General features: G+C 36.4%; 18 protein-coding genes and 1 tRNA gene. 13 read left to right on the top strand and 6 right to left on the bottom strand.

Annotation, left to right across the window (positions count from 1 at the left end; genetic code table 11):
- Positions 1-407: 407 nt before the first annotated feature.
- The 8 genes from MKX83_RS20700 (at position 408) to MKX83_RS20665 (ending at position 8,200) form a co-directional block, all read left to right on the top strand.
- A complete protein-coding gene (locus MKX83_RS20700; protein ID WP_341057559.1) occupies positions 408-1,904 on the top strand; it encodes a tetratricopeptide repeat protein in 1,497 nt (498 codons plus the stop codon).
- Positions 1,905-1,997: 93 nt separating this feature from the next.
- The gene (gene trxB, locus MKX83_RS20695) at positions 1,998-2,951 is read left to right on the top strand and encodes a thioredoxin-disulfide reductase (RefSeq protein ID WP_095371887.1); all 954 of its coding nucleotides are present in this window, start codon (positions 1,998-2,000) and stop codon (positions 2,949-2,951) included.
- A gap of 258 nt (positions 2,952-3,209) precedes the next feature.
- Complete coding sequence (locus tag MKX83_RS20690) at positions 3,210-4,454, top strand: hypothetical protein (protein WP_341057555.1); 1,245 nt, start codon at positions 3,210-3,212, stop codon at positions 4,452-4,454.
- Between the two features lie 147 nt (positions 4,455-4,601).
- Positions 4,602-5,060, top strand: a complete 459-nt coding sequence (locus MKX83_RS20685) for an NUDIX hydrolase (RefSeq protein ID WP_095371889.1) — start codon at positions 4,602-4,604, stop codon at positions 5,058-5,060.
- Between the two features lie 25 nt (positions 5,061-5,085).
- Positions 5,086-5,976, top strand: a complete 891-nt coding sequence (gene rapZ, locus MKX83_RS20680; protein WP_095371890.1) for an RNase adapter RapZ — start codon at positions 5,086-5,088, stop codon at positions 5,974-5,976.
- Positions 5,973-6,941, top strand: a complete 969-nt coding sequence (locus MKX83_RS20675; RefSeq protein ID WP_095371891.1) for a gluconeogenesis factor YvcK family protein — start codon at positions 5,973-5,975, stop codon at positions 6,939-6,941. Before rapZ ends, MKX83_RS20675 begins: the two co-directional genes overlap by 4 nt.
- Positions 6,942-6,968: 27 nt before the next feature.
- The gene (gene whiA, locus MKX83_RS20670) at positions 6,969-7,916 is read left to right on the top strand and encodes a DNA-binding protein WhiA (protein WP_095371892.1); all 948 of its coding nucleotides are present in this window, start codon (positions 6,969-6,971) and stop codon (positions 7,914-7,916) included.
- 20 nt (positions 7,917-7,936) lie between these two features.
- Positions 7,937-8,200, top strand: coding sequence for an HPr family phosphocarrier protein (locus MKX83_RS20665; protein WP_095371893.1), 264 nt, complete (start codon positions 7,937-7,939; stop codon positions 8,198-8,200).
- Between the two features lie 400 nt (positions 8,201-8,600).
- Here MKX83_RS20665 and clpP read toward each other — a convergent pair whose 3' ends face one another.
- Positions 8,601-9,200: an ATP-dependent Clp endopeptidase proteolytic subunit ClpP gene (gene clpP, locus MKX83_RS20660; RefSeq protein ID WP_095371895.1), complete on the bottom strand. Its 600-nt coding sequence runs from the start codon at positions 9,198-9,200 to the stop codon at positions 8,601-8,603.
- A gap of 565 nt (positions 9,201-9,765) precedes the next feature.
- Here clpP and MKX83_RS20655 point away from each other — a divergent pair.
- The gene (locus tag MKX83_RS20655) at positions 9,766-10,653 is read left to right on the top strand and encodes a tyrosine-type recombinase/integrase (protein ID WP_341057547.1); all 888 of its coding nucleotides are present in this window, start codon (positions 9,766-9,768) and stop codon (positions 10,651-10,653) included.
- Positions 10,654-11,054: 401 nt separating this feature from the next.
- On the opposite strand, the gene MKX83_RS20650 is transcribed toward MKX83_RS20655, so the two are convergent.
- Positions 11,055-11,906: a hypothetical protein gene (locus MKX83_RS20650; protein WP_341057545.1), complete on the bottom strand. Its 852-nt coding sequence runs from the start codon at positions 11,904-11,906 to the stop codon at positions 11,055-11,057.
- A 216-nt stretch (positions 11,907-12,122) separates the two neighbouring features.
- Here MKX83_RS20650 and MKX83_RS20645 point away from each other — a divergent pair, with 216 nt between their 5' ends.
- Together MKX83_RS20645 and MKX83_RS20640 are read left to right on the top strand one after the other, a co-directional pair.
- Positions 12,123-12,674, top strand: a complete 552-nt coding sequence (locus MKX83_RS20645; RefSeq protein ID WP_341057541.1) for an NUMOD4 domain-containing protein — start codon at positions 12,123-12,125, stop codon at positions 12,672-12,674.
- A gap of 162 nt (positions 12,675-12,836) precedes the next feature.
- Positions 12,837-12,908 (top strand) — tRNA-Arg (locus tag MKX83_RS20640).
- A 439-nt stretch (positions 12,909-13,347) separates the two neighbouring features.
- On the opposite strand, the gene MKX83_RS20635 is transcribed toward MKX83_RS20640, so the two are convergent.
- The 4 genes from MKX83_RS20635 to MKX83_RS20620 all read right to left on the bottom strand — a co-directional run bounded on the left by MKX83_RS20635 (position 13,348) and on the right by MKX83_RS20620 (position 16,334).
- Positions 13,348-13,809 (bottom strand): hypothetical protein, encoded by a 462-nt coding sequence (locus tag MKX83_RS20635; protein WP_341057538.1) that lies wholly within the window; start codon positions 13,807-13,809, stop codon positions 13,348-13,350.
- A gap of 115 nt (positions 13,810-13,924) precedes the next feature.
- Positions 13,925-14,782, bottom strand: coding sequence for a manganese catalase family protein (locus tag MKX83_RS20630; protein WP_341057533.1), 858 nt, complete (start codon positions 14,780-14,782; stop codon positions 13,925-13,927).
- 644 nt (positions 14,783-15,426) lie between these two features.
- Positions 15,427-15,681 (bottom strand): YueH family protein, encoded by a 255-nt coding sequence (locus tag MKX83_RS20625; protein ID WP_095371897.1) that lies wholly within the window; start codon positions 15,679-15,681, stop codon positions 15,427-15,429.
- 200 nt (positions 15,682-15,881) lie between these two features.
- The gene (locus tag MKX83_RS20620; protein ID WP_095371898.1) at positions 15,882-16,334 is read right to left on the bottom strand and encodes a hypothetical protein; all 453 of its coding nucleotides are present in this window, start codon (positions 16,332-16,334) and stop codon (positions 15,882-15,884) included.
- A gap of 190 nt (positions 16,335-16,524) precedes the next feature.
- On the opposite strand from MKX83_RS20620, the gene MKX83_RS20615 reads away from it, so the two are divergent.
- Together MKX83_RS20615 and MKX83_RS20610 are read left to right on the top strand one after the other, a co-directional pair.
- Positions 16,525-16,800 carry a hypothetical protein gene (locus MKX83_RS20615; RefSeq protein ID WP_307317813.1) on the top strand — a complete coding sequence of 92 codons (276 nt, stop codon included), beginning with the start codon at positions 16,525-16,527 and terminating at the stop codon, positions 16,798-16,800.
- Positions 16,801-17,195: 395 nt separating this feature from the next.
- Complete coding sequence (locus tag MKX83_RS20610) at positions 17,196-21,392, top strand: S8 family serine peptidase (RefSeq protein ID WP_341057526.1); 4,197 nt, start codon at positions 17,196-17,198, stop codon at positions 21,390-21,392.
- Positions 21,393-21,545: the final 153 nt, after the last annotated feature.

Below are 21,545 nucleotides of genomic sequence, written 5' to 3'. Positions count from 1 at the left end.
GTGAATAGAAATCGTCTTTTTTGAGTGCGCCTGGTGTTGGGGGTTTTTAAGATGAGTTTAATCGGGCAAGAAGGACGGTCAAATACTATTTCTCCACTTTTAAATTAGCAAAATATACCTCAATTATATGCACATACAAAACTTATTCTGTCTCGTATTATCTTCTCGTTCAATTTATATGAATGCTAATTAAAGAGTGATGTTCGAGAAATCCGTGCGCTTTACTAGCATGTTACACTTTCTTAATAAAAAAATCATAAAATAGTCACATTTTTGAAAGTGTTGATTTTTTAAGCTGAGTTAGATAATCATGCTATCATTAGTTTTTTCCTTATCTTGTCACCCCCTTCTCGTGCGATTAGTCGTATGTTATACTCAATTAGTTAATATATTTTATGGAGGATTCCATGCGTAAAGACTCTAAAGCAAGAGACAATAAAGGAAAAATTTTATCATTTATCCCTACGGGTGAGTATTATTTTTCAAAAGGCATTAAAGCTTACCACCGCAGGGATTTTCATAGAGCGAAGAAGTACCTCCAACGTGCGATGCATTTAGAGCCAGGCGAACCGATGATTGTTTGTCAGTTGGCAGTGGTGCATGCCGAAATGGGAGAATATCAAGATTCTAATCAGCTACTCCGATTAATATTAGAGGAATTAGATGAAGAGATGATTGAATGCCACTATTTTTTAGCTAATAACTATGCACATTTAGGCTTTTTCAAAGACGCATACCATCATGCTACATTATATATAGAACTAGATCCAGAAGGCGAGTTTGTTGAAGATACAGAAGAGTTGTTGGAGCTCCTTACGTTAGAGGATGACGATCTAAACGAACATCTATATGAGCAGGACGACTTAATGGTCAAACAAGAACAAGCAAGGGAGTTACTTGAGACCGGTTATTTTCCAAAAGCTGTGGAACTGCTCAATGGTGTCATTGAAGAGTACCCAGAATATTGGTCGGCTTATAATAATCTAGCCCTAGCTTATTTTTATCTAGGCGAAACAGATAAAGCCTCGGATGTGTTGAAACAAGTATTTAAAGACAATCCGGGGAATTTGCATGCCCTTTGTAATAAGCTTGTTTTTGCTTTTTACGAAAACGACTTTAAAGAGGTGCGAGCGCTAAAGGATGCTTTATTAAAAGTACATCCAATCTCTGTTGAGCATCAATTTAAATTAGGGGCAACTTTAGCACTTATAGGGGAATATGATAAAGCATATGCATGGCTCGGTCGTCTCTATAAACTAGGGTTTAACGGGGACGCTTCTTTTTACTACTGGCTCGCATACTCTGCCTATCATACTGGTAAAGAGTCAGTGGCTCAAGTGGCGTGGAGAAGGGCTGTTGAATTAAATCCGGAAAAAGAAGGATTGGAGCCTTGGAGCGATACCTCAAAAAGTGCTCAAGGGTTCGAAGATCATGTTTCTTCTATTCAACAAAGGCTAGAAAGTGACTATCCAGAAGAACGATTGTTTGCCTTGTTTTTAACAGCAGTTTCAGGTAAAAAAGAACAATTACTAGAATCTGACCGTTTAAAAGGAAATAGGAAGTTCTCTGCGTTAGAGAGGGATTATTTAGCTTATCTAAAATTTGGTGAGGCATCTCAAGATACCTCTACAGCGCATGATATAGCTGGATTGCTTTATGAAAATTACTCACCTGTTGGGGCAAAAGAAGCAAGTTTGTATTTAATGTGGTTTTCTGCGTATTTACAGTTAACCCAAGCTGGCGTGACGATTAAAAATCCTCATGCATATGCCGGTGCAATCACTTACTCTTGGCATAAGCTAAGAAATGAGACTGTATCACAAGCAACAATCGCAAAAAATTTCGGAATCTCTACATCAACTTTAAGAAAATATTTGCGATTATTGAATGAATACCTTCGTTGAGCAAAAACTTGGACGTTTTCCTATAAATTTTATAGGATAAAACCAAGAAGGTCATAATAGAACAGAAGGCTTCAAGACAAAGGAGTGGGAATGATGGCTGAAGAAAAAATTTACGATGTCATTATTGCAGGAGCAGGTCCAGCAGGAATGACCGCGGCAGTATATACATCTCGTGCAAATTTATCAACATTAATGCTTGAACGCGGGGTACCAGGCGGACAAATGGCGAATACAGAAGAAGTGGAAAACTATCCAGGGTTTGATCATATTCTTGGACCTGAACTTTCTACAAAAATGTTCGATCATGCGAAAAAATTTGGTGCAGAATATGCATATGGAGATATTAAAGAAATCATCGATGGCAAGGAATATAAAACAATCATTGCTGGATCTAAAGAATACAAAGCACGTGCGGTTATTATTACAACAGGTGCAGAATATAAAAAACTAGGTATTCCTGGTGAAAAAGAGCTAGGCGGCCGCGGTGTTTCTTATTGTGCGGTTTGTGATGGTGCGTTCTTTAAAGAAAGAGAACTAGTAGTTATTGGTGGAGGCGACTCTGCTGTTGAAGAAGGTGTTTACTTAACACGATTTGCAAGTAAAGTAACCATCATTCACCGTCGTGATAAATTACGTGCACAACAAATCTTACAACAACGTGCCTTTGATAATGATAAAATTGATTTCATTTGGAACCATACAGTGAAAGAAGTCAACGATAAGGACGGAAAAGTAGGCAGTGTCACGATTGTATCTACAGAAACAGGTGAAGAAAAAGAATTCAAAGCGGATGGCGTGTTCGTTTACATTGGAATGAATCCACTATCGAAACCATTTGCAAGCCTTGGTATTACGAATGAAGAAGGCTATATCGTAACCAATGACCAAATGGAAACGAATGTCCCTGGTATCTTCGCTGCTGGAGATATTCGTGAAAAAACATTGCGTCAAATCGTTACCGCAACAGGCGATGGTAGCATTGCCGCCCAAGCTGCTCAGCATTATATTGAAGAGCTTGAAGAAAGTCTAAAAACAGCTACAAATTAATGAACAAGGGCATCATAATCCAACTTTATTCATCATTTACAAAAAGTCATTTCGTTTTAACTCTACTGTAACCTGGGTGAAACAAATTTCGGTTATGATAATAATAGAAATTGACCCCCTTTTAAAGATATATTCCTTTTACAGCACAGGTAGCTCCTGTGCTCTTTTTTTTGGTTTTTGAGCAAATGAGGAAAAGGTTCATTCAGAATGAGAAAAAGAAGTAAGAGCGAAGCAAAGTGGGTTAGCGAGTCATTCATAATGAAAATCACGAATGAGAGCGAAGCAAAGTGGGTTAGCGAGTCATTCATAATGAAAATCACGAATGAGAGCGAAGCAATAGAGATTTGCACATCACTCAGAATGAGAAAAAGAAGTGAGAGCGAAGCAAAGTGGGTTAGCGAGTCACTCAGAATGAAAATCACGAGTGAGAGCGAAGCAAAAGAGAATTGCGCATCCCTCAACATAAGAAAAAGAAGTGAGAGCGAAGCAAAGTGGGTTAGCGAGTCACTCAGAATGGAAATCACGAATGAGAGCGAAGCAAAGTGGGTTAGCGAGTCACTCAGAATGAAAATCACGAATGAGGGCGAAGCAAAAGTGAATTGCGAGTCACTCAGAATGAAAATCACGAGTGAGAGCGAAGCAAAAGAGATTTGCACGCCACTCAGAATGAAAAAAAGAAGTGAGAGCGAAGCAAAGTGGGTTAGCGAGTCACTCAGAATGAAAATCACGAATGAGAGCGAAGCAAAAGAGAATTGCGCGTCACTCAGAATGAGAAAAAGAAGTGAGAGGGGAGCAAAGTGGGTTAGCGCTTCATTCAGAATGGAAATCACGAATGAGAGCGGAGTAAAAGAGAATTGCGCATCACTCAGAATGAGAAAAAGAAGTAAGAGCGAAGCAAAGTGGGTTAGCGAGTCACTCAGAATGAAAATCACGAATGAGGGCGAAGCAAAAGAGATTTGTGCATCACTCAGAATGAAAATCACGAATGAGAGCGAAGCAAAAGAGAATTGCGCATCACTCAGAATGAAAATCACGAATGAGAGCGAAGCAAAAGTGAATTGCTCATCACTCAGAATGAAAATCACGAATGAGAGCGAAGCAAAAGAGATTTGTGCATCACTCAGAATGAAAATTACGAATGAGAGCGAAGCAAAAGTGAATTGCTCATCACTCAGAATGAAAATCACGAATGAGAGCGAAGCAAAAGAGATTTGCACGGCACTCAGAATAAGAAATAGAAGTGAGAGCGAAGCAAAAGAGATTTGCACGTCACTCAGAATAAGAAATAGAAGTGAGAGCAAAGCAAAAGAGGTTTGCGCGTCACTCAGTACGAGAAAAAGAAGTGAGAGCGAAGCAAAAGAGGTTTGCACGTCACTCAGAATGAGAAAAAGAGATGAGAGCGAAGCAAAATTCTTTTTTCCACAGATCGAATGTAGCACACCGGTTGGATATTATAATAATGGATATACACTTACTATAAAGAAGTCTAGGCAATTTGCTTAGGGAGAAGTATCATGTTCAACCTGTATCGTTGTAGCGCTATGACAAAAATAGTATAATATAATGATAAATACTATGCTTTCATTCATTAGAGTATTTAGGTTAATCTGTTCTCTAATAATGAGTGGCACGAAGTAAGAGGTGAATAGGATGCAGCGGGTCACAAACTGCGTATTATTAAAAGATGATCAAGTATTGTTGCTACAAAAGCCACGCCGTGGATGGTGGGTTGCACCGGGCGGAAAGATGGAGCCAGGTGAATCGGTGCGTGACTCTTGTATCAGAGAATATAGAGAAGAAACGGGGATTTACTTAAGGAATCCAAACATAAAAGGGATTTTTACTTTCATTATGAAGGATGGAGATCAAGTACTTTCTGAATGGATGATGTTTACCTTTTTTGCTACAGATGCGGACGGATTAAATGTAGATGAGTCAGAAGAAGGAAAATTGCGATGGGTCGAAGTGGACAAAGTGAAGGATTTACCAATGGCTGCAGGAGATCATCATATTCTTGAATATATGATTAATGGCAATCGCATGATCTACGGTACATTTACTTATACACCTGACTTTGAATTAATTAGTTACCGCTTAGATCCAAGCTAAAAATGAATACAGGGGGAAGCGAGAAATGAGTTCGGTAGCAGCAAAAGAAACACAAATGGTCATTATTACGGGGATGTCTGGCGCAGGTAAAACAGTGGCGATTCAAAGCTTCGAAGATTTAGGCTTTTTTTGTGTAGATAATTTACCACCGACCTTATTACCGAAATTTCTTGAACTGATGAAGGATTCAGGGAATAAGATGAATAAGGTTGCGCTTGTGATGGATTTACGTGGCCGTGAGTTTTTTGAGCATCTTTTCAAGGCGTTAGATGATTTAGCAGATACGTCATGGGTCACACCAGAAATTCTTTTTCTTGATGCGGATGATGCAACCCTTGTAAGTAGATATAAAGAAACGCGTCGCTCTCATCCATTAGCGCCATCAGGTTTGCCAATGGAAGGCATCAAGTTGGAAAGAGAATTATTAGATGATCTAAAGGGTAGAGCGCAGATTATCTATAAGACATCTAATATGAAGCCGCGTGAATTAAGAGAAAAGATACTCCACGAGTTTTCTGTTAATAAACAATCCATTTTCACTGTAAATGTGATGTCATTTGGTTTTAAACATGGATTACCGATTGATGCCGATCTTGTATTTGATGTTCGCTTCTTGCCAAATCCGCATTATATTGAGCATATGCGTCCGAAGACAGGCTTGGATGAAGAAGTGTCTAACTATGTTTTGAAATGGAACGAAACAAATAAATTTTTAGAAAAGGTCACGGATTTACTAGCATTTATGCTCCCGCATTATAAGCGTGAAGGAAAATCACAACTTGTTATCGCGATTGGATGTACGGGTGGACAGCATCGATCAGTAGCACTAACCGAGTATATCGCTAACCATTTTAAGGAAGACTACAACACTCGCATCACTCACCGTGACATTGAGAGGAGAAGGCAAACAACATGAATAGAAAGCCGAGGGTCGTCATCATTGGCGGTGGAACAGGGTTGCCAGTTTTATTAAGAGGATTAAAAAAATATCCCCTTGATTTAACAGCCATTGTCACAGTTGCTGATGATGGTGGTAGCTCTGGTAGGTTGAGAGAAGAATTAAATATCCCACCTCCAGGAGATATTCGAAATGTTTTGGCAGCGTTATCAGATGTGGAACCCCTTGTAGAAGAAATGTTCCAGCATCGTTTTAAAACGTCCAATGAATTATCGGGTCATTCTTTAGGTAATCTGATTCTAGCAGCGATGACTTCTATTACTGGTGACTTTGTTCATGCGATTCAAGAGATGAGTAAAGTATTAAATGTTAATGGGAGAGTCTTACCTGCAGCTGAAAAGAGTGTTGTATTACATGCAGAAATGGAAGATGGCAGTATTGTATCAGGAGAATCCAAAATCCCTTACTCTGGCAAGAAGATTAAGAAAGTATTTTTGACTCCTGAGAAGGTAAGTCCGCTTTCGGAAACGATTGAAGCTATTCGAGAGGCTGATCTCATTATCATTGGTCCTGGTAGCCTGTACACAAGCATACTTCCTAATCTACTTGTACCGTCTGTAGGTAAGGAAGTGTGCCGTTCTCATGCAAAAAAACTGTATATCTGTAATTTAATGACGCAGGCAGGGGAAACTTTGGACTATCGGGCGAGTGACCACGTACAGGCAATATTTGATCATATGGCTGAGCCATGTTTAGATTTGATTCTTGTCAATCATGAAGAAATTCCAGAAGATATTCAAGAGCGTTATGAAGAGGAACGAGCGAAGCCTGTCTATTATGACCGTGATCGATTAGTCGAACAAGGCTTGGAAGTGCTACAGGGTGAGATTGTTAGCCTTGAAAAAGGGGCAATTCGTCATAACACGAATGAAGTCGCTAAAAAGATTTATCAATTAATTGTAAATGATATAATGAAAAACTAGTATTTGTCTGGTTAGGGGGGAGAAGGTATGTCTTTTGCTTCGGAAACAAAAAAAGAATTAACGAACTTGGAGACAAAGGATTGTTGCGGAAAGGCAGAATTATCCGCTTTGATTCGTATGAACGGATCTCTCTCTTTTTCAAATAAAATGTTAATTGTAGATATTCAAACGGAGAATGCAGCGATTGCCAGAAGAATCTATACGCTGATCAAAAGGAATTATGATGTGCAAGTTGAGCTGCTTGTTCGAAAGAAAATGAGACTTAAGAAAAATAACGTGTATATTGTTAGACTAATGGAGCAAGCACAAAAGATTCTTGATGATCTGCATATTATTAGTGCTGGCTTTCAATTTATCCATGATATCTCAATGGATTTAATTAAAAAGAAATGCTGCAAACGTGCTTATCTAAGAGGGGCTTTTTTAGCAGGGGGATCTGTCAATAACCCTGAAACCTCTTCCTATCATTTAGAAATTGCTTCAATGTATAAGGAGCATAATGACGCCTTGTCGAAATTAATGAATACTTTTGGGTTGAATAGTAAAACATTGGAAAGAAAGAAAGGTTTTATTACCTACTTAAAAGAGGCGGAAAAAATTACAGAATTCCTTAATATTATTGGGGCTCATAGCGCGCTTTTACGATTTGAAGATATCCGCATTGTTAGAGATATGCGAAATTCAGTTAATCGCTTGGTCAATTGTGAAACAGCCAATTTAAATAAAACAATTGGTGCTGCCTTAAGACAAGTTGAAAACATAAGATATATTGAGAGTACCGTTGGACTAAAGGTGTTACCAGAGAAATTACGCGAAATTGCTGAATTGCGTGTTACGTATCAAGATGTGACTTTAAAGGAACTTGGAGAAATGGTCTCTGGTGGCACGATAAGCAAATCGGGTATCAATCATCGCCTAAGAAAAATTGATGAAATTGCAGAAAAAATTAAAACAGGGCAATGGAAGGAATCTTAAAGTTTTTTGGAGGTTAGGACATGGTAGAAAGACAAGTGGAAGTCAAAATTAAATCAGGCTTACAGGCGCGCCCTGCTGCAAAGTTAGTGCAGGAAGCCAATCGCTTCACAGCAGATCTCTTTATCGAAAAAGGCGGAAAAAAAGTAAATGCCAAAAGTATCATGGGATTAATGAGCCTATCTCTAAGTGCTGGTTCCACCGTAACCCTCCTCGCTGAAGGCAGCGATGAAACCGAAGCCTTAAATAAACTGACTGCACTCCTACAAGAGGACATTGTTTCATAATCTGTATAATACACGAATAACCTGCGCACCCCCATTGCTAGATGCTTCTACCAATGGGGGTGCGTTTCATTGTCCTCAACCAACTTGCATCGATATGATAGGGGCAAGTGGTTTGGTTGAGATGGAAAAACACAAAGAAGCCGGAGCAAAGAGGAATTGTGCAGCTAACTAGATAGAAAATCACAAAAGAAGACCGAACAGATCAATTTTTCCTCATATATCGGTTACGATTGCCACTCAAAACTAATGCGAAATTGCCACTCTACAAATCACCCTATTTCTACTTTTTTTATCTCACCGTTTTTCGTTCACCTCCCAGTCAATCTAACAACTATTAATTCATAGCAAACAAAAAGCCATCAGCAAATGAAATGCTGATGGCTTTTGTTATTTGTGATGCTTATTTTTTCTCTTCTGGTGTATTGTTTGTAATGATTTTGTCGATAAGACCATATTCTAGTGCTCTTTCTGCAGTCATGAAGTTATCACGATCTGTGTCTTTAGAAATAACATCTAAAGGTTGACCAGTGCGTTCAGCTAGAATTTGGTTCAATTTTTCACGTAAGAATAGGATGCGTTTAGCAGCAATCTCGATTTCAGTTGCTTGCCCTTGAGCGCCACCTAGTGGTTGGTGAATCATGACTTCACTGTTTGGAAGCGCAAAACGTTTCCCTTTTTCACCAGCTGCTAGTAAGAATGCACCCATTGATGCAGCCATACCAGTACAGATTGTTGAAACATTTGGTTTGATGTATTGCATCGTATCATAGATAGCCATACCAGCAGTGATACTTCCACCTGGGCTATTAATATAAAGCGTGATGTCCTTTTCAGGATTATCTGCTTCTAAGAATAATAGCTGAGCCACGATTGAGTTTGCCACATTATCGTCAATCGCACTGCCTAACATGATAATGCGATCTTTTAATAGGCGAGAGTAAATGTCATAAGCGCGTTCCCCTCGGTTTGTTTGTTCGATTACTGTAGGGATTAAGTTCATTTCCAATTCCTCCTTTAAAGGTCAAAAAAGTTTTGGAAAGGTATTTTATACCTCGCCATTGGTAAATGTATGTAGTTTCATCATACATGGTTGGTCAATTAAGGTCAAACGAATCGCTTGATTATTTCAAGAGAATTATTCGACATTTTTTTCTAAGTTGATTTCCTCGTATCCATGATACCCACATATTTTTGCTTTTAAACAACGAATGCTTGCATATAAAGGGTTTTTCCCATATAATTAATATTCGTAACACCAAGAAAAACGTGTTCCTACATAATAAAAAATGCCCTCGTGGTGCAACGGATAGCACTTTGGAAATAAACTTATTCTAATATTAATTAATTCATGAAAACCACTTCGTATATAAATGATTGTGGTATTTTTTATGTCCAATTTTCAGGGTACACTCCAAACATGAATACCACGCAATAATAACACGAACCTCTGACTCATATGAAGAGGAGGGATTCCGATTTCTAAACGTAGAAGTTTCATCACTAGTCCAATTGCTAAACAAACTCTCAATTCATTTAAACGTGAAGGAATTCAGCTAAATTCAAATATGCAGAATGCTATCACAGAGTTTTTGAAGCATTGCAGAATTAAAGGTTTATCCAGTCATACAGAAAAGTTTTACGACAAAGAATTAAAGCAAATCAAGCGAGCTTTTACAGAAATTGATGTGCCGCTATCAGATATTCGTAAGATTAAGACCAGTGATATAGAAGATTTCATCGAGTATCAGCAATCATTAAATAGAGCAGTAAGTCCAATTAATTCTCGATTAAGAGCAGGACGAACATTTTTTGAGTTTTGTTTACGAAAAGAATACGTGAACTCCAACCCTTTCAACGGTGTCTCACAGCTAAGAAAAAGACATGAGGTAGGTCCGACTTTCACTAAAAGACAATTAAATAGGTTGTTGGAAACCCCTGATACCACAACATTCATTGGTTTACGCGATATGACGTTAATGTTGACATTTGCACACACTGGTATGCGATTAACAGAACTTCAAGCACTACGTATTCAGGACGTTTCCTTTGATGGAAAAGGTGAAGTAATAGTCCAGCGAGCAAAGAATCGTTATGCTCGTAGAATCCCACTTACAAGGCGTTTGCGAGCTGTTCTGAAAGCTTATATTATTGAACGTGGATCATTAAATACTGATTCTTTATTTATAACAGTTGAGGATGAACCGATATGCGCTCGTCAGATTCAGGATAGATTAAAAATTCACGGAAGAAAATCCGGAGTGGATAATGAAGTTGCTGTCTCTCCTCATGCTTTCAGGCGGACGTTTTGCAGATTAAAAGTTGAAGCTGGAACAAACTTGTTTATATTACAGCGCTTAACAGGACATCAATCATTAGAAATATTAAAACGTTATGTTGAAATATACGGAAAGGATTTGGAAAATGCCATTGAGGAAGGTTTTGATGAAGTCTAAGAAATAACTGAATTATCTTTTTAAAGACCTTCTCAATTATTAGAGAAAGTCTTTTTTGAATTCATTTAATAAATGCTCAATCAATCATCTGTAATTAAATGATAGCACAACAACCTTTTGCTTATTCCTTGGCCGAGGCATTATTGTATAGAACGAACAAGTTAATATGTATACGTTCTTAATGTATTAGAGTGTTGTGTAATCGAGAGAGGAGGCAGCAGGAATGGCACCTGAATAAGATTAGGGAGAAGGGAAAACGCGGGGCACGTTTACGTTTCTTTTCGCTGAAAACTTAATATCAGTGTAGCACTCCCAATTAAACATTTTCTTCTGTTTTAAATAAATCGAGGAATCATTCAAATAAAAGAAAACGACAGTCGCTAATAAACGACTGGCGCTTTCTATTGTAGACTTAAATATCCGATAACTGTTTGTATAATTACAAAGCCGAGTGTGATAGTTGTCAACCAAAATAACTTTCTTTCTATTTTGTGCTGAACTTTGTTATTTTCATCTATTTGCTTTATTTTTTCGTTTGAAATAAACGCTTCATTAATTTTCCAAGTTGTTGAATCTAGCACGGCTATTTCTTCATAAAGTTTTTGTATTCTAAATTCATAGTCCTTAACTTTCAACATTCTGCTTTCTTTTGGGATAGCTTTTATTGCTGCCTGAAATTTATTATTTTTTGTAGTAATAATATAAGTAACTTGTTTATCCCAATCGGTGTGAACGTTGTTCAATTGGTATATTTTTTGGGTATTAAGGTATCTGTGGAATTGCATTTGTGATAGTTCATCGTCCAATTTTCCAAGATTATCGTTTATATTTCGTTTTTGGTCAATTGAAATTTTTGTGAGCATTTTTTCAATGAGTTCTTCCATATCAGCATTAACTAGTAAATAATCCTTAGTTATATCAATGGTTTCATCAATGGTCATTGATTTCTGAATGGGAACAAATTCTTCGTATTTTTTTGTTTCCTCTTTTATAATACCTATTTTTTTCTCTAATGCTTTGTATTTGTCCTCACACCATTTTTTCTTTTGTAATAAATAATTCCAATTTCCGTTTTCTATATTTCCTGTTTCGTTTATGTAATCTTGAATTTCTGACAATCGATAATGAGACAGTCTTGCTTTTTTCAATGGCTCAAAATAATCTTCTATTAGAATTTCCGTCTTATATTCATGCACAACAAAAATGTCTTCTTTAGAACGTCTAAACGTTCGCTTTGAATCGACACTGGCCATAATTTCACACATCCTTTTTGGAGAATATTACTTGTAATCTACATTTTATTGTATCATGTTCAGTGGTCATATATTGGGTTAATTCTGGGTCATTCTTTTGGGGGATTTTTTTTATATATGGGTGGGGGATTTTCAAAATATAGCGAAAGGTTTCCTAGAAGTCCTCTCCGATAATTTATAACATTTGCTTATTACAATTATTGGAGGCTTATCGGATTGGAAATCTGGAAGAACGTTACAGGATTTGAAGGTTTGTATCAGGTATCAAACATAGGGCGAGTCAAGAGCTTAGGGCGGTATAGAGAGCGAAAAGACGGTTTGCTTATTAAAGTTAAAGAAAAGGTATTGATGGTAAGAACTGATTCAAAGGGATATGAAAAAGTCGACTTGACTAAAGGTGGAAAGAGAAAAACAGTACTTGTACATAGGGTAGTTGCTCAAGCATTTATACCTAATTCGAATAACAAACCGCAAGTAAATCATAAAGACGGAAACAAAAAGAATAACAAAGTATCTAACCTTGAGTGGAATACCATTAGCGAAAATATTAAGCATGCGCACGAAACTGGATTAATAAATTCGTCATTGTTAAAGGGCGAAGAGAACATTAATGCCAAGCTATCAGAAATGCAAATTCGTTACATCAGGGAAAATTATATCCCAAAGGATAGAGAATTTGGCACGAGGGCATTGAGTAAACAATACGGAGTAAGTCAAAATGCTATATCAAAGATTGTAAATTATAAAACTTGGAGGGGTGTGATATAGCTTAATCTTTCGCTTGTATAAGGCATTAACTTCGTTGACAAGTATTTTACCTTCATGTACTATTATTAAAGTCGAAGGTTCGTATTTGTGGTAAATATCACGAAGTGGAAATAAGCAATACCGGCATGAATATTGATATATTAAGGTTTAATTCCATACCTTGCCCTCGTGGTGCAACGGATAGCACGTAAGATTCCGGTTCTTAAAATGGGGGTTCGATTCCCTCCGAGGGCGCTACATGCTTAAAATATAAGAAATGATGGGAGATTTTTAATTTTAGTTCGACTTTTGTCCGACGAAGTTAAAAATTTCCTATTTTATTTACCCTAATCGGAAGTTCATAAATCGATTATCCTTTAATTATTCTTAATATTCATACTATAGATTATCGCTAATGCTTAAAAGAAGGTTGTTTTAATATTTGAGGTGAAAAAAAGATAATTGAAGGAAAGGGAAGTTTAAGAGTTATTACAATATGTTTTCTAGAAGTCACCAATCTCAGGAGCAATTCACAAAGTTAAAGAATGAAGTTATACATAAGCTAACTACCAGAAAAAAGATGGTCAAAAGGGAAAGAGCCCCATGGCATGTTTATCTAAATAAAATACAATCATGTAATAACTAATTATTTAAGCTACGATGAAAAAGTGTGCAATAGCCTTATACTAAATCCTTAATTTTCCATTGGTTCTACCTCAATGTATTTTTGGAAGCCATAATTCAAAAGAGCAAGGAAATAGTAAAGGATAAGTATTCCAGTTCGTGTGAATTTTTTGAGTTTAAAGTGCCCAATCTTTTCGAAAAGAGGAGTTAAGAGATAGGCAAAAATAACATCCATAATTAAATTAGTAGTAGCATATAAGGGGAATTTGCCATAAGTAAAGTGAAACACCCATAAATTTATCGTGAAGAATGGTCCTAAAATAAATGCTAATGCATCAAATAACATAAATTTATAACCACCTTTTACTTTCCACCAATTAAATATTGGACTTAACATTTCGACAATGAGTAAAAGAAGTGAGCAAAATAATGTCACTGGTAAAAATCTTTTAAACGAATTTTTAGGTAGAAAAATAATAACGATTGCCCATAATACAATTGCATTAAATATTCTAAGGAAATTAGCAAGCATTCACTTCACCTCTATTTTCCTTTAGATTATGTGGGTGTTAACTAATTTATACAGGTTAGTTAATAGAAGTTTTGAACGAAATTATCGAAAACAAATAAATAGAGCCTAAAAGGCCCTAATTATCTAAATCATATAAACCTGGTGCATGTTCATTTGGCATATCCGGCATTGTTGGCACGGGAAACCCTTTAGGTGGTTCAGTCACTGAAAGGTCCCCACCATTTCTACTAGGTGTTGTTCCAGTGAATACTTCCCCAATAAGTGTATCATCTAAACGGAAATTAAATTGAGCGTTGTGAAAGCCCATATCAACATATTTCTTACATTCAGGATATTTATTCAAGTCGTAGTTAGGAACAGGGAAGACTTTTCCCCAATCAACTCCTAATGTTTCTAATGCCTTTGCAAAAGCATTTTGATGCGCATTATATCTAACCATAAGAAAAGCTACTGTTTCTCTTAGAGTTTTATTACTGCTCATCTCATAAATTCTTGATTTTTGAAGTACACCAGTTGATTCTAAAGAAACATTATTGATTAAATTTGCTACTAAGTTACCGTGGTCATAAACCCAGGAACCATTCCAAGGGTTACCTCCTGCATCAACTGGTAAGGATGCTTTAGCACCTATAATGAAATGATGGGGATTTGCGCCATCTTGAATAACATCATCTAACGGAGCATTATCAAATGCTTGGTTACCTGGGCTAGAACCATCAGCACCATTTAAAAGTTGATTTATTGTCGATTGTACTAATTCTATATGACTAAGCTCTTCTATAAATACCCCTCTTAATAGGTCTCGATATTTTTTTGCTTTTCCTCTGAAGTTGGCACTTTGAAATGAATATTGCATCATTGTACGTATTTCTCCAAATTGTCCACCTAGCGCTTCTTGAAGCACCTTGGCTGCATGTGGATCTGGTTTATCAGGAACAATCATATTAATTAAATCTTCTTTGTAAAAATACATGAATGTATTCCTCCGTTTTTGAGTTGTAAATTCTAATAATAAATCTATTTTGTGTTAAAAAAATCGTTTTATCCATTTATCCATTTAAAAAGCGCATCTGGGGAGAAATCTTTCTTTGTGAAATTAAGGCTTTAGCCCACATTTTTTAAAAAACTAACCAAAAAAAACACAAAATGTGAACAAAAAAGAAGAGTCATGCATTGACTCTTCTTTAAATGAAATTCCGATGAAACTACTCTTATTATGCGATTTTATCATGCAGAAAGGATGAGTAAAGAAAAGAACAGCGAGCGTGAGGGATGCACTCTTTGAAGAGATCATTGGTTGGCAAACCAATGTAACCATTATATTTTATGTTCAATCATTTTAATGCTGGATTAAATAATGATGTTTCATCAAAAAGGTTAAAAAATTCATTTATAAATCTATAAGAACGCTGAAGAGAAACATTACAACAAAGATATTTATGTACATGGCTGCTATAACTATGCCATAATGAATTTTTTTAAAAAGGAATAATGAAGTTGGGGCTAGTAATCCCCCGAAAATGAGCATGCCGAATATTTCATTTGAATAGAAGAAAATAATCACCTACAGACAATTTTCTACTTAGTGTATTTAATTGATAAATTTTTATACGAAGGTTAACGAAATATGTTTAATTCAGTAAGCTTGGACAGTCTATAGGCTAGCTCGTATGAATTGCCTTCATAAAGGTGAAATGAGAGTGAATCATTGAGGTATTCCACTTTTTGTTGGAATTCCTCTAAACAGCCTATTTGTGCTGACCAATGGAGATCAGGAATAGAGACAATATATTTTTCTTCTGGAGTTTTAATAATGTATACATTTGAGTGTCTTTCTCCTAATAAATGCATTTTTTCTTGAAGATATTTCATCTATTCTACACCTCAACTTCTCCATTTATTAAAAGTATTATATAAATGAAATGGAGACAAAGAAAGCAATATCTATTAGAAACACTGAAAAGGAGACTAAAGGCTCTAGGGAAAAAGTCTACAATAATGGAAATCGTTAACTTCTTCAAATGAATAATTAAAAGAAGAGCCGATGGGCTCTATAAACCTTGATTAACTTCTCATTTGTATGGATCAATATACTGCCACTTTTGAAATAAGTAAATGAGTGAAGCACAAATAATACAAGTGATAAAAATGATGATATGGATAGAATCATCCATTTTATAAATCCCGAAATATTCATAAAGGTTCATGATACCAAAAGAAAAGACTGCATCGCTAATTGTATTAATTGTTATATAAATCCAAAAGTTACCAAATGTAAAGTATAGAAATATAGTAGGTAAGACTATGTATAAGCCGTAGACAAAAGGAGTTGTATTAGTTAATGGGAAAATGGTTTGCACAACTTCAACTAGATGATATCTTTGATATAGTTGAAATACTATTGTTAAAAGCAGGGCACTTACTAATCCACCGGGAATGAAGGACTTTACCCTTTTAGTATCTAAAAAAAGGAGAAAGAACCAAGGTAGAATCAACATAGTCCACAAGAAAATATGGGTAAACATTCAACTATACCTCCAATAAGTAGATAATTATACTCTTACCGATAACACCTTAGTCTATGCATAAAAAGTCGGGAATCGCCGGAACCCTTAAATGAGTTGAGATGAGAAAAATTCTCGAATAATTTGTTCTGCAAACAATAAAAATAGGTTTCTAAATTTTATAATAAAAAATTTAAAAAGAGGTGATTGTATGAGAGAAAAATTATTAAGTATTCAACTTCCTGATAGATATGAAGAAAATTTGTTTGAATATATTCCTACACTAGATGGTGTTCCAGAGTTAATTGATTACTTAAACCTCGGATACTCCAAAAACCAATACAAAAAAATGACATCATTAGTCGCAATTGAAAGTATGAAATTCAATTTAATTGAAGCAAAAAAAGACAATGCTCTTTCAAAGGAGGAAGTGGAAAAAGGAAATAAATTGATTCTAGAAGCGATTGAAAGATATAACTCAATATAAAGCACAAAATAATCTTAATAAGATAAGTACTAGAAAACAAAAAACAATCATACAGCCATTTAGCGCCGGAAAGTTATAGTAAAGCTGAAACTGTTCCTTTTCAGCTGTCTTTAGCAATTCTCATGTATACATCTTCATAAAAACTACAACTAGCATATCTCAAGTTAGATGTGTTTTTTTGTGTTGGGGTAATTCCGTCAAACATCTCACTAAAAAACGCAAGGAGCCGCAAAAAAATAACCGAAAATGGTCCGTTTGTTTTCTTTTTTCGACAAATTCTTCGCTTTTTTGTACCGAAGTACCTAAAAATATTACCCCAATTTACAAGTAATAACTTCACAACCTATCATTAAATTATAAAAATAATAAATTTTCAAAAAAATAGGGGTGGAGTTATGAAGTTTAAAAAGCTAAAGCCGTTACTTACGTTGACGATGGCTGCTGGTATGATATTTTCGTTCAGTGTACCTAGTCATTCAATGGCAGCTGAGAATGATAAGTTCAATATGAAACAGATTGAATCTATGCTCAGTGGTTTATCCAAAGAAGAAAGAGCGACTTTGAATGAATTAAATGCGTCACCAACATTTACAATTTCTCCAGATATTAAGCAGGATAGTGCAGAATTAGTTTCTGTTATTGTTGAATTTAAAACACTTCCAGCAAAAGTGGCTGTTAAACAGCAACTTTTATTAGGTAAGCAAAAAGCGGTTAATAATGCAGAACAGCAAGTTGAGGCTTCTCATAAATCCTTTTCAACATTTATATCCTCAATGAAAAAGAAAAAATCTATTGATAAGTTTGATGCCAATAAGCTTGAGATCATTCATGAATACAAACACGCTTTTAATGGGGTATCAATGACTTTACCTGGTACGGCTGTTCAATCATTACTTGCCTCTGATGAAGTAAAAAGAATATGGAGTAACAAAGAAATCAAATTAGATTTACCTAGTGAAGATGAGAAGGTTAGTCCGAAAATGGCTGATAGTGTACCTCAAATTGGGGTTGATCAATTGCATGATGAAAAGATTAAGGGAGAAGGCATTAAAGTCGGTGTAATCGATACAGGAATTGATTATAACCATCCTGATTTAATGGATGCTTATAAAGGATATCGCTATACCGATGGCGAGAATCCTGCTGAGGTAGAGCCATCTTCAGTTAAAGGCTGGGATTTTGTTGATAATGATGCTGACCCAATGGAAACAACCTATGAAGATTGGGTTGGAAATGATGAAGGGTATCCTGAAGAATACGGTGGAGCGACTTATTATACATCTCATGGCACTCACGTATCAGGAACGATAGCAGCAAACCCTGATAACACTGTAGATTATGCTGTAACTGGGGTAGCACCAGAAGTTGACTTATATAATTATAGAGTGCTAGGTCCATACGGATCTGGAAGTAACGAAGATGTTATGGCTGGTATTGATAAAGCAGTTGCAGATGAAATGGATGTAATGAATTTATCACTCGGAACTTCTGTCAATGACCCACTAGACCCGACCTCTATTGCGATAAACCAAGCTATGCTTTCTGGGGTTGTTTCGGTAGTGGCTGCAGGAAATGCAGGTCCAGATGAAAAAACACTCGGTTCACCTGGTACAGCTGCTTTAGGTATTACTGTAGGGGCAAGTGACTCCGATATGAGTATCCCGACTTTAGATGTAACCGTAAAAGGCCAAAAACTATCCTTAATGTTACTAGCGAAGAATTTTTCTGATAAGTTGGCATTATTAGAAGGTAAAGAGTTACCGATTGTTGAAGCTGGGATTGGCCAAGAGACGGATTTCCAAGGGTTAGATGTGAAAGGGAAAATCGCATTAATTGAAAGAGGCACTTTGACCTTTGATGAGAAAATTAAACATGCGAAAGATGCAGGAGCAATAGCTGTTATTATCTATAACAATGAAGAAGGGCAAATCCCATCCTACTTGGGAGAAGGAAGTGAATATCTCCCATCTTTCCGCCTGTCAAAAGAAGATGGAGAGAAATTGAAAGCGAGTGGAGTCAATAAAATCACTTTAACAAATCTTGATGAAACGACAACAGAGGGAGATCATTTAGCTGACTTTAGTTCAAGAGGTCCGGTGAATGGAAACTATGATATTAAACCAGACGTTGTGGCGCCAGGGGTAGCGATATTTTCGACGATTCCAGAGTATATCAATAGTCCTGAAGAAGGAGTCGCATATGACAATGCCTATGCTAGAATGCAAGGAACGTCGATGGCAACACCTCATGTAGCAGGTGTAGCAGCATTGATTCTTCAAGAAAATGAAGCTTATGACCCTTTCGAAGTGAAGGAAGTATTGATGAATAACTCAGTCGACCTGAATGGCGATTATTCAGTGAATGAAGTTGGAGCAGGAAGAATCAATGCCTATGCATCTGTACATGCTGAAACGACAATTAAAGTACTTGATGAAACGGAAATGATGGAGGGAGAAGGTACCGTTGTTATAGATGAAGAGACAGCTTCTATAGCATTTGGTAGGGATTATTTACGTGATGATGGTGAAGCGATTAACCACTCTAAAGATATTGTGATCAAAAATAGCGGTAAGAAAAAATCTTATGACCTTACAGTAGAGTTTAATCAATCGATTGATGGGGTTGAAAATGCAAAAGAAAATAAGGTCACTTTAAAAACGAAGAAGTCTGTTACAGTCGGTAAAGGGAAAGAAAAAACGCTAAACGCCACCATCAATGTACCAGCGAATGCGAAGCCGGGTGCATATGAAGGCTATATTCGTATAAATAATCAAGCGGATGCCCAAGAGAAATATCAAATTCCTTTTTCCATCTTTGTTACAGATAAAGGAATTGATTCTTTTGAAACGGATCGACCAACACTAGCGAATGATGTTGGGTTTTGGCAAAACTACTATCCAATTATTAACGGATTATTTACTTTGAAAAGTCCAATGGAAAGCATCGACGTGATCGTGAAAGATAGTCAGTCAGGTGAGGCACTCGGATATATTGGTTCGTTAAATGCTGAGAATATGATGCCAGATCGAGAATATTTCTTGCTGTATATGTTTACAGGAGCAATGTTGCCATTTACGAAAGACCCTAATCAGCCAATTGCTGAAGAATACGTAAAATTACCAGAGGGAGACTATGAAATAGTCATTCTAGCGAAGGATGAAAGTGGAAAAACGTATACAGTTGACGCACCAGCAATCATTGACAATACCGCACCTGAGATTGAGTGGGATCACGAGCCCGGTGTGTATGAACTGAATGACTCGATGTTTACAGTCGAGGATGGGGAAGAGGCATTTTATGTTCATGGTAAAGTAGAAGATGAAACAATCGGACTATTAAATGAAAAAGGTTTACCGTACGATCAATCATCTAATACGATGTATTTTGACACTTCTAAATACGCTTATTTTGCAAGGACATTCCCGATTGATGCAGAAGGAAATGTGAAATTTGGCATTGAAAAAAGTGATATTGAAAATCAAGAGTTATATTTACGGTTAGCCACTTCCGATTTAGCGACAGCTGTTAAGATGGAGAACTATATTTTTGTGAAGGAAGGAACTCCATATGTTTCCGCTAGTTATGATAAGGAAGCGATAAAGAAAAAAGACAATATTACAATGACTCTTTCGCTAAACAATGTTCAAGATATGATGTCAGGGGAATGGCAAGTGAGTTTCCAACATGACTTATATGATTTCAAAAAGGCAAATTTGACGAAAGAGATAGAGCAATACACAAAACAAAAGGGCATTAAAGTGGATTTAGCTAAACCGGTAGTAGAAAAAAGTGATATTTGGAATAGTACGGTTACATTAAGTAGTGCTCTATCTGGAAAAGCTTTTGATGGGCTAGATGGGGATATGCCATTAATTGATGTGACATTTAAGTTGAAAGATGATGCTTATTATGGTAAAACAAGTAGCTTTGAAGTAGTAAATGGAAAGTATACACCAAAAGACGAGCAACAAGTTGATATTCCTTATTATAGTGTCGATTCATTTGATGTGATTTCTAAACATACGACTGTTGCAGGCTCAGTGAACTTAGAAGCTTTTAATAGTGAGGAAGGATATTTTAACCGCGTTGGAGAAGCAAACGATTTAGGTATTAAAGTGTATGCTCAAACACGTTCAGGTAAGAATTATAAAGGTACGATGGATGATCATGGACAATTCACTGTAAAAGGAATTCCAGCGAGCAGTCAGGATTATACGTTAGTTATTGAAGCACCAGGCCACCTAAAGAGCGCCACAACTTTTGTGCCTGGTAAGAAAATCGATGGCGAACTCTTTGGTCAACATCAAACCATCCGTCCAAAACTAGGATTAGCCGGTGATGTGAATGGCGATAAGGTCATTGATATAAAAGACATTCGAAAAATTGTTGATGCATATGGAGATGAAGATACCTCGAAGAAGAAAGAAGATATTAATCAAGACGGAATTGTCGATGAATTAGACATAAGAATAACAGAAAAGAATTTCTTAACGAAAGGTCCTGATGCTGAATCGAAACAACCAAAAGAAAAAATCGGTAACAAAGACCTTGAATATTTCCTTCGATTAATTGGTTTAACACCAATTGAATAGTTATAGCTTACGACAGATAGATACGAATCCTATCGATACGAACTAATTGAACTGCCCCCTGTTAAATAGTCAGTGGAAATAATAAAAACAGTCTAAGCGGCTTTAGCTCTATATTCTTTAGGGCTAAGGCCGCTTAATCGTTTCTGTTTTGCC

It is taken from the genome of Cytobacillus sp. FSL M8-0252 (genome assembly GCF_038007345.1).
Taxonomy (GTDB): domain Bacteria; phylum Bacillota; class Bacilli; order Bacillales; family Cytobacillaceae; genus Cytobacillus; species Cytobacillus kochii.
Note: the sequence above shows the minus strand (reverse complement) of the source record. Positions and strands in the feature narration are given on the sequence as shown.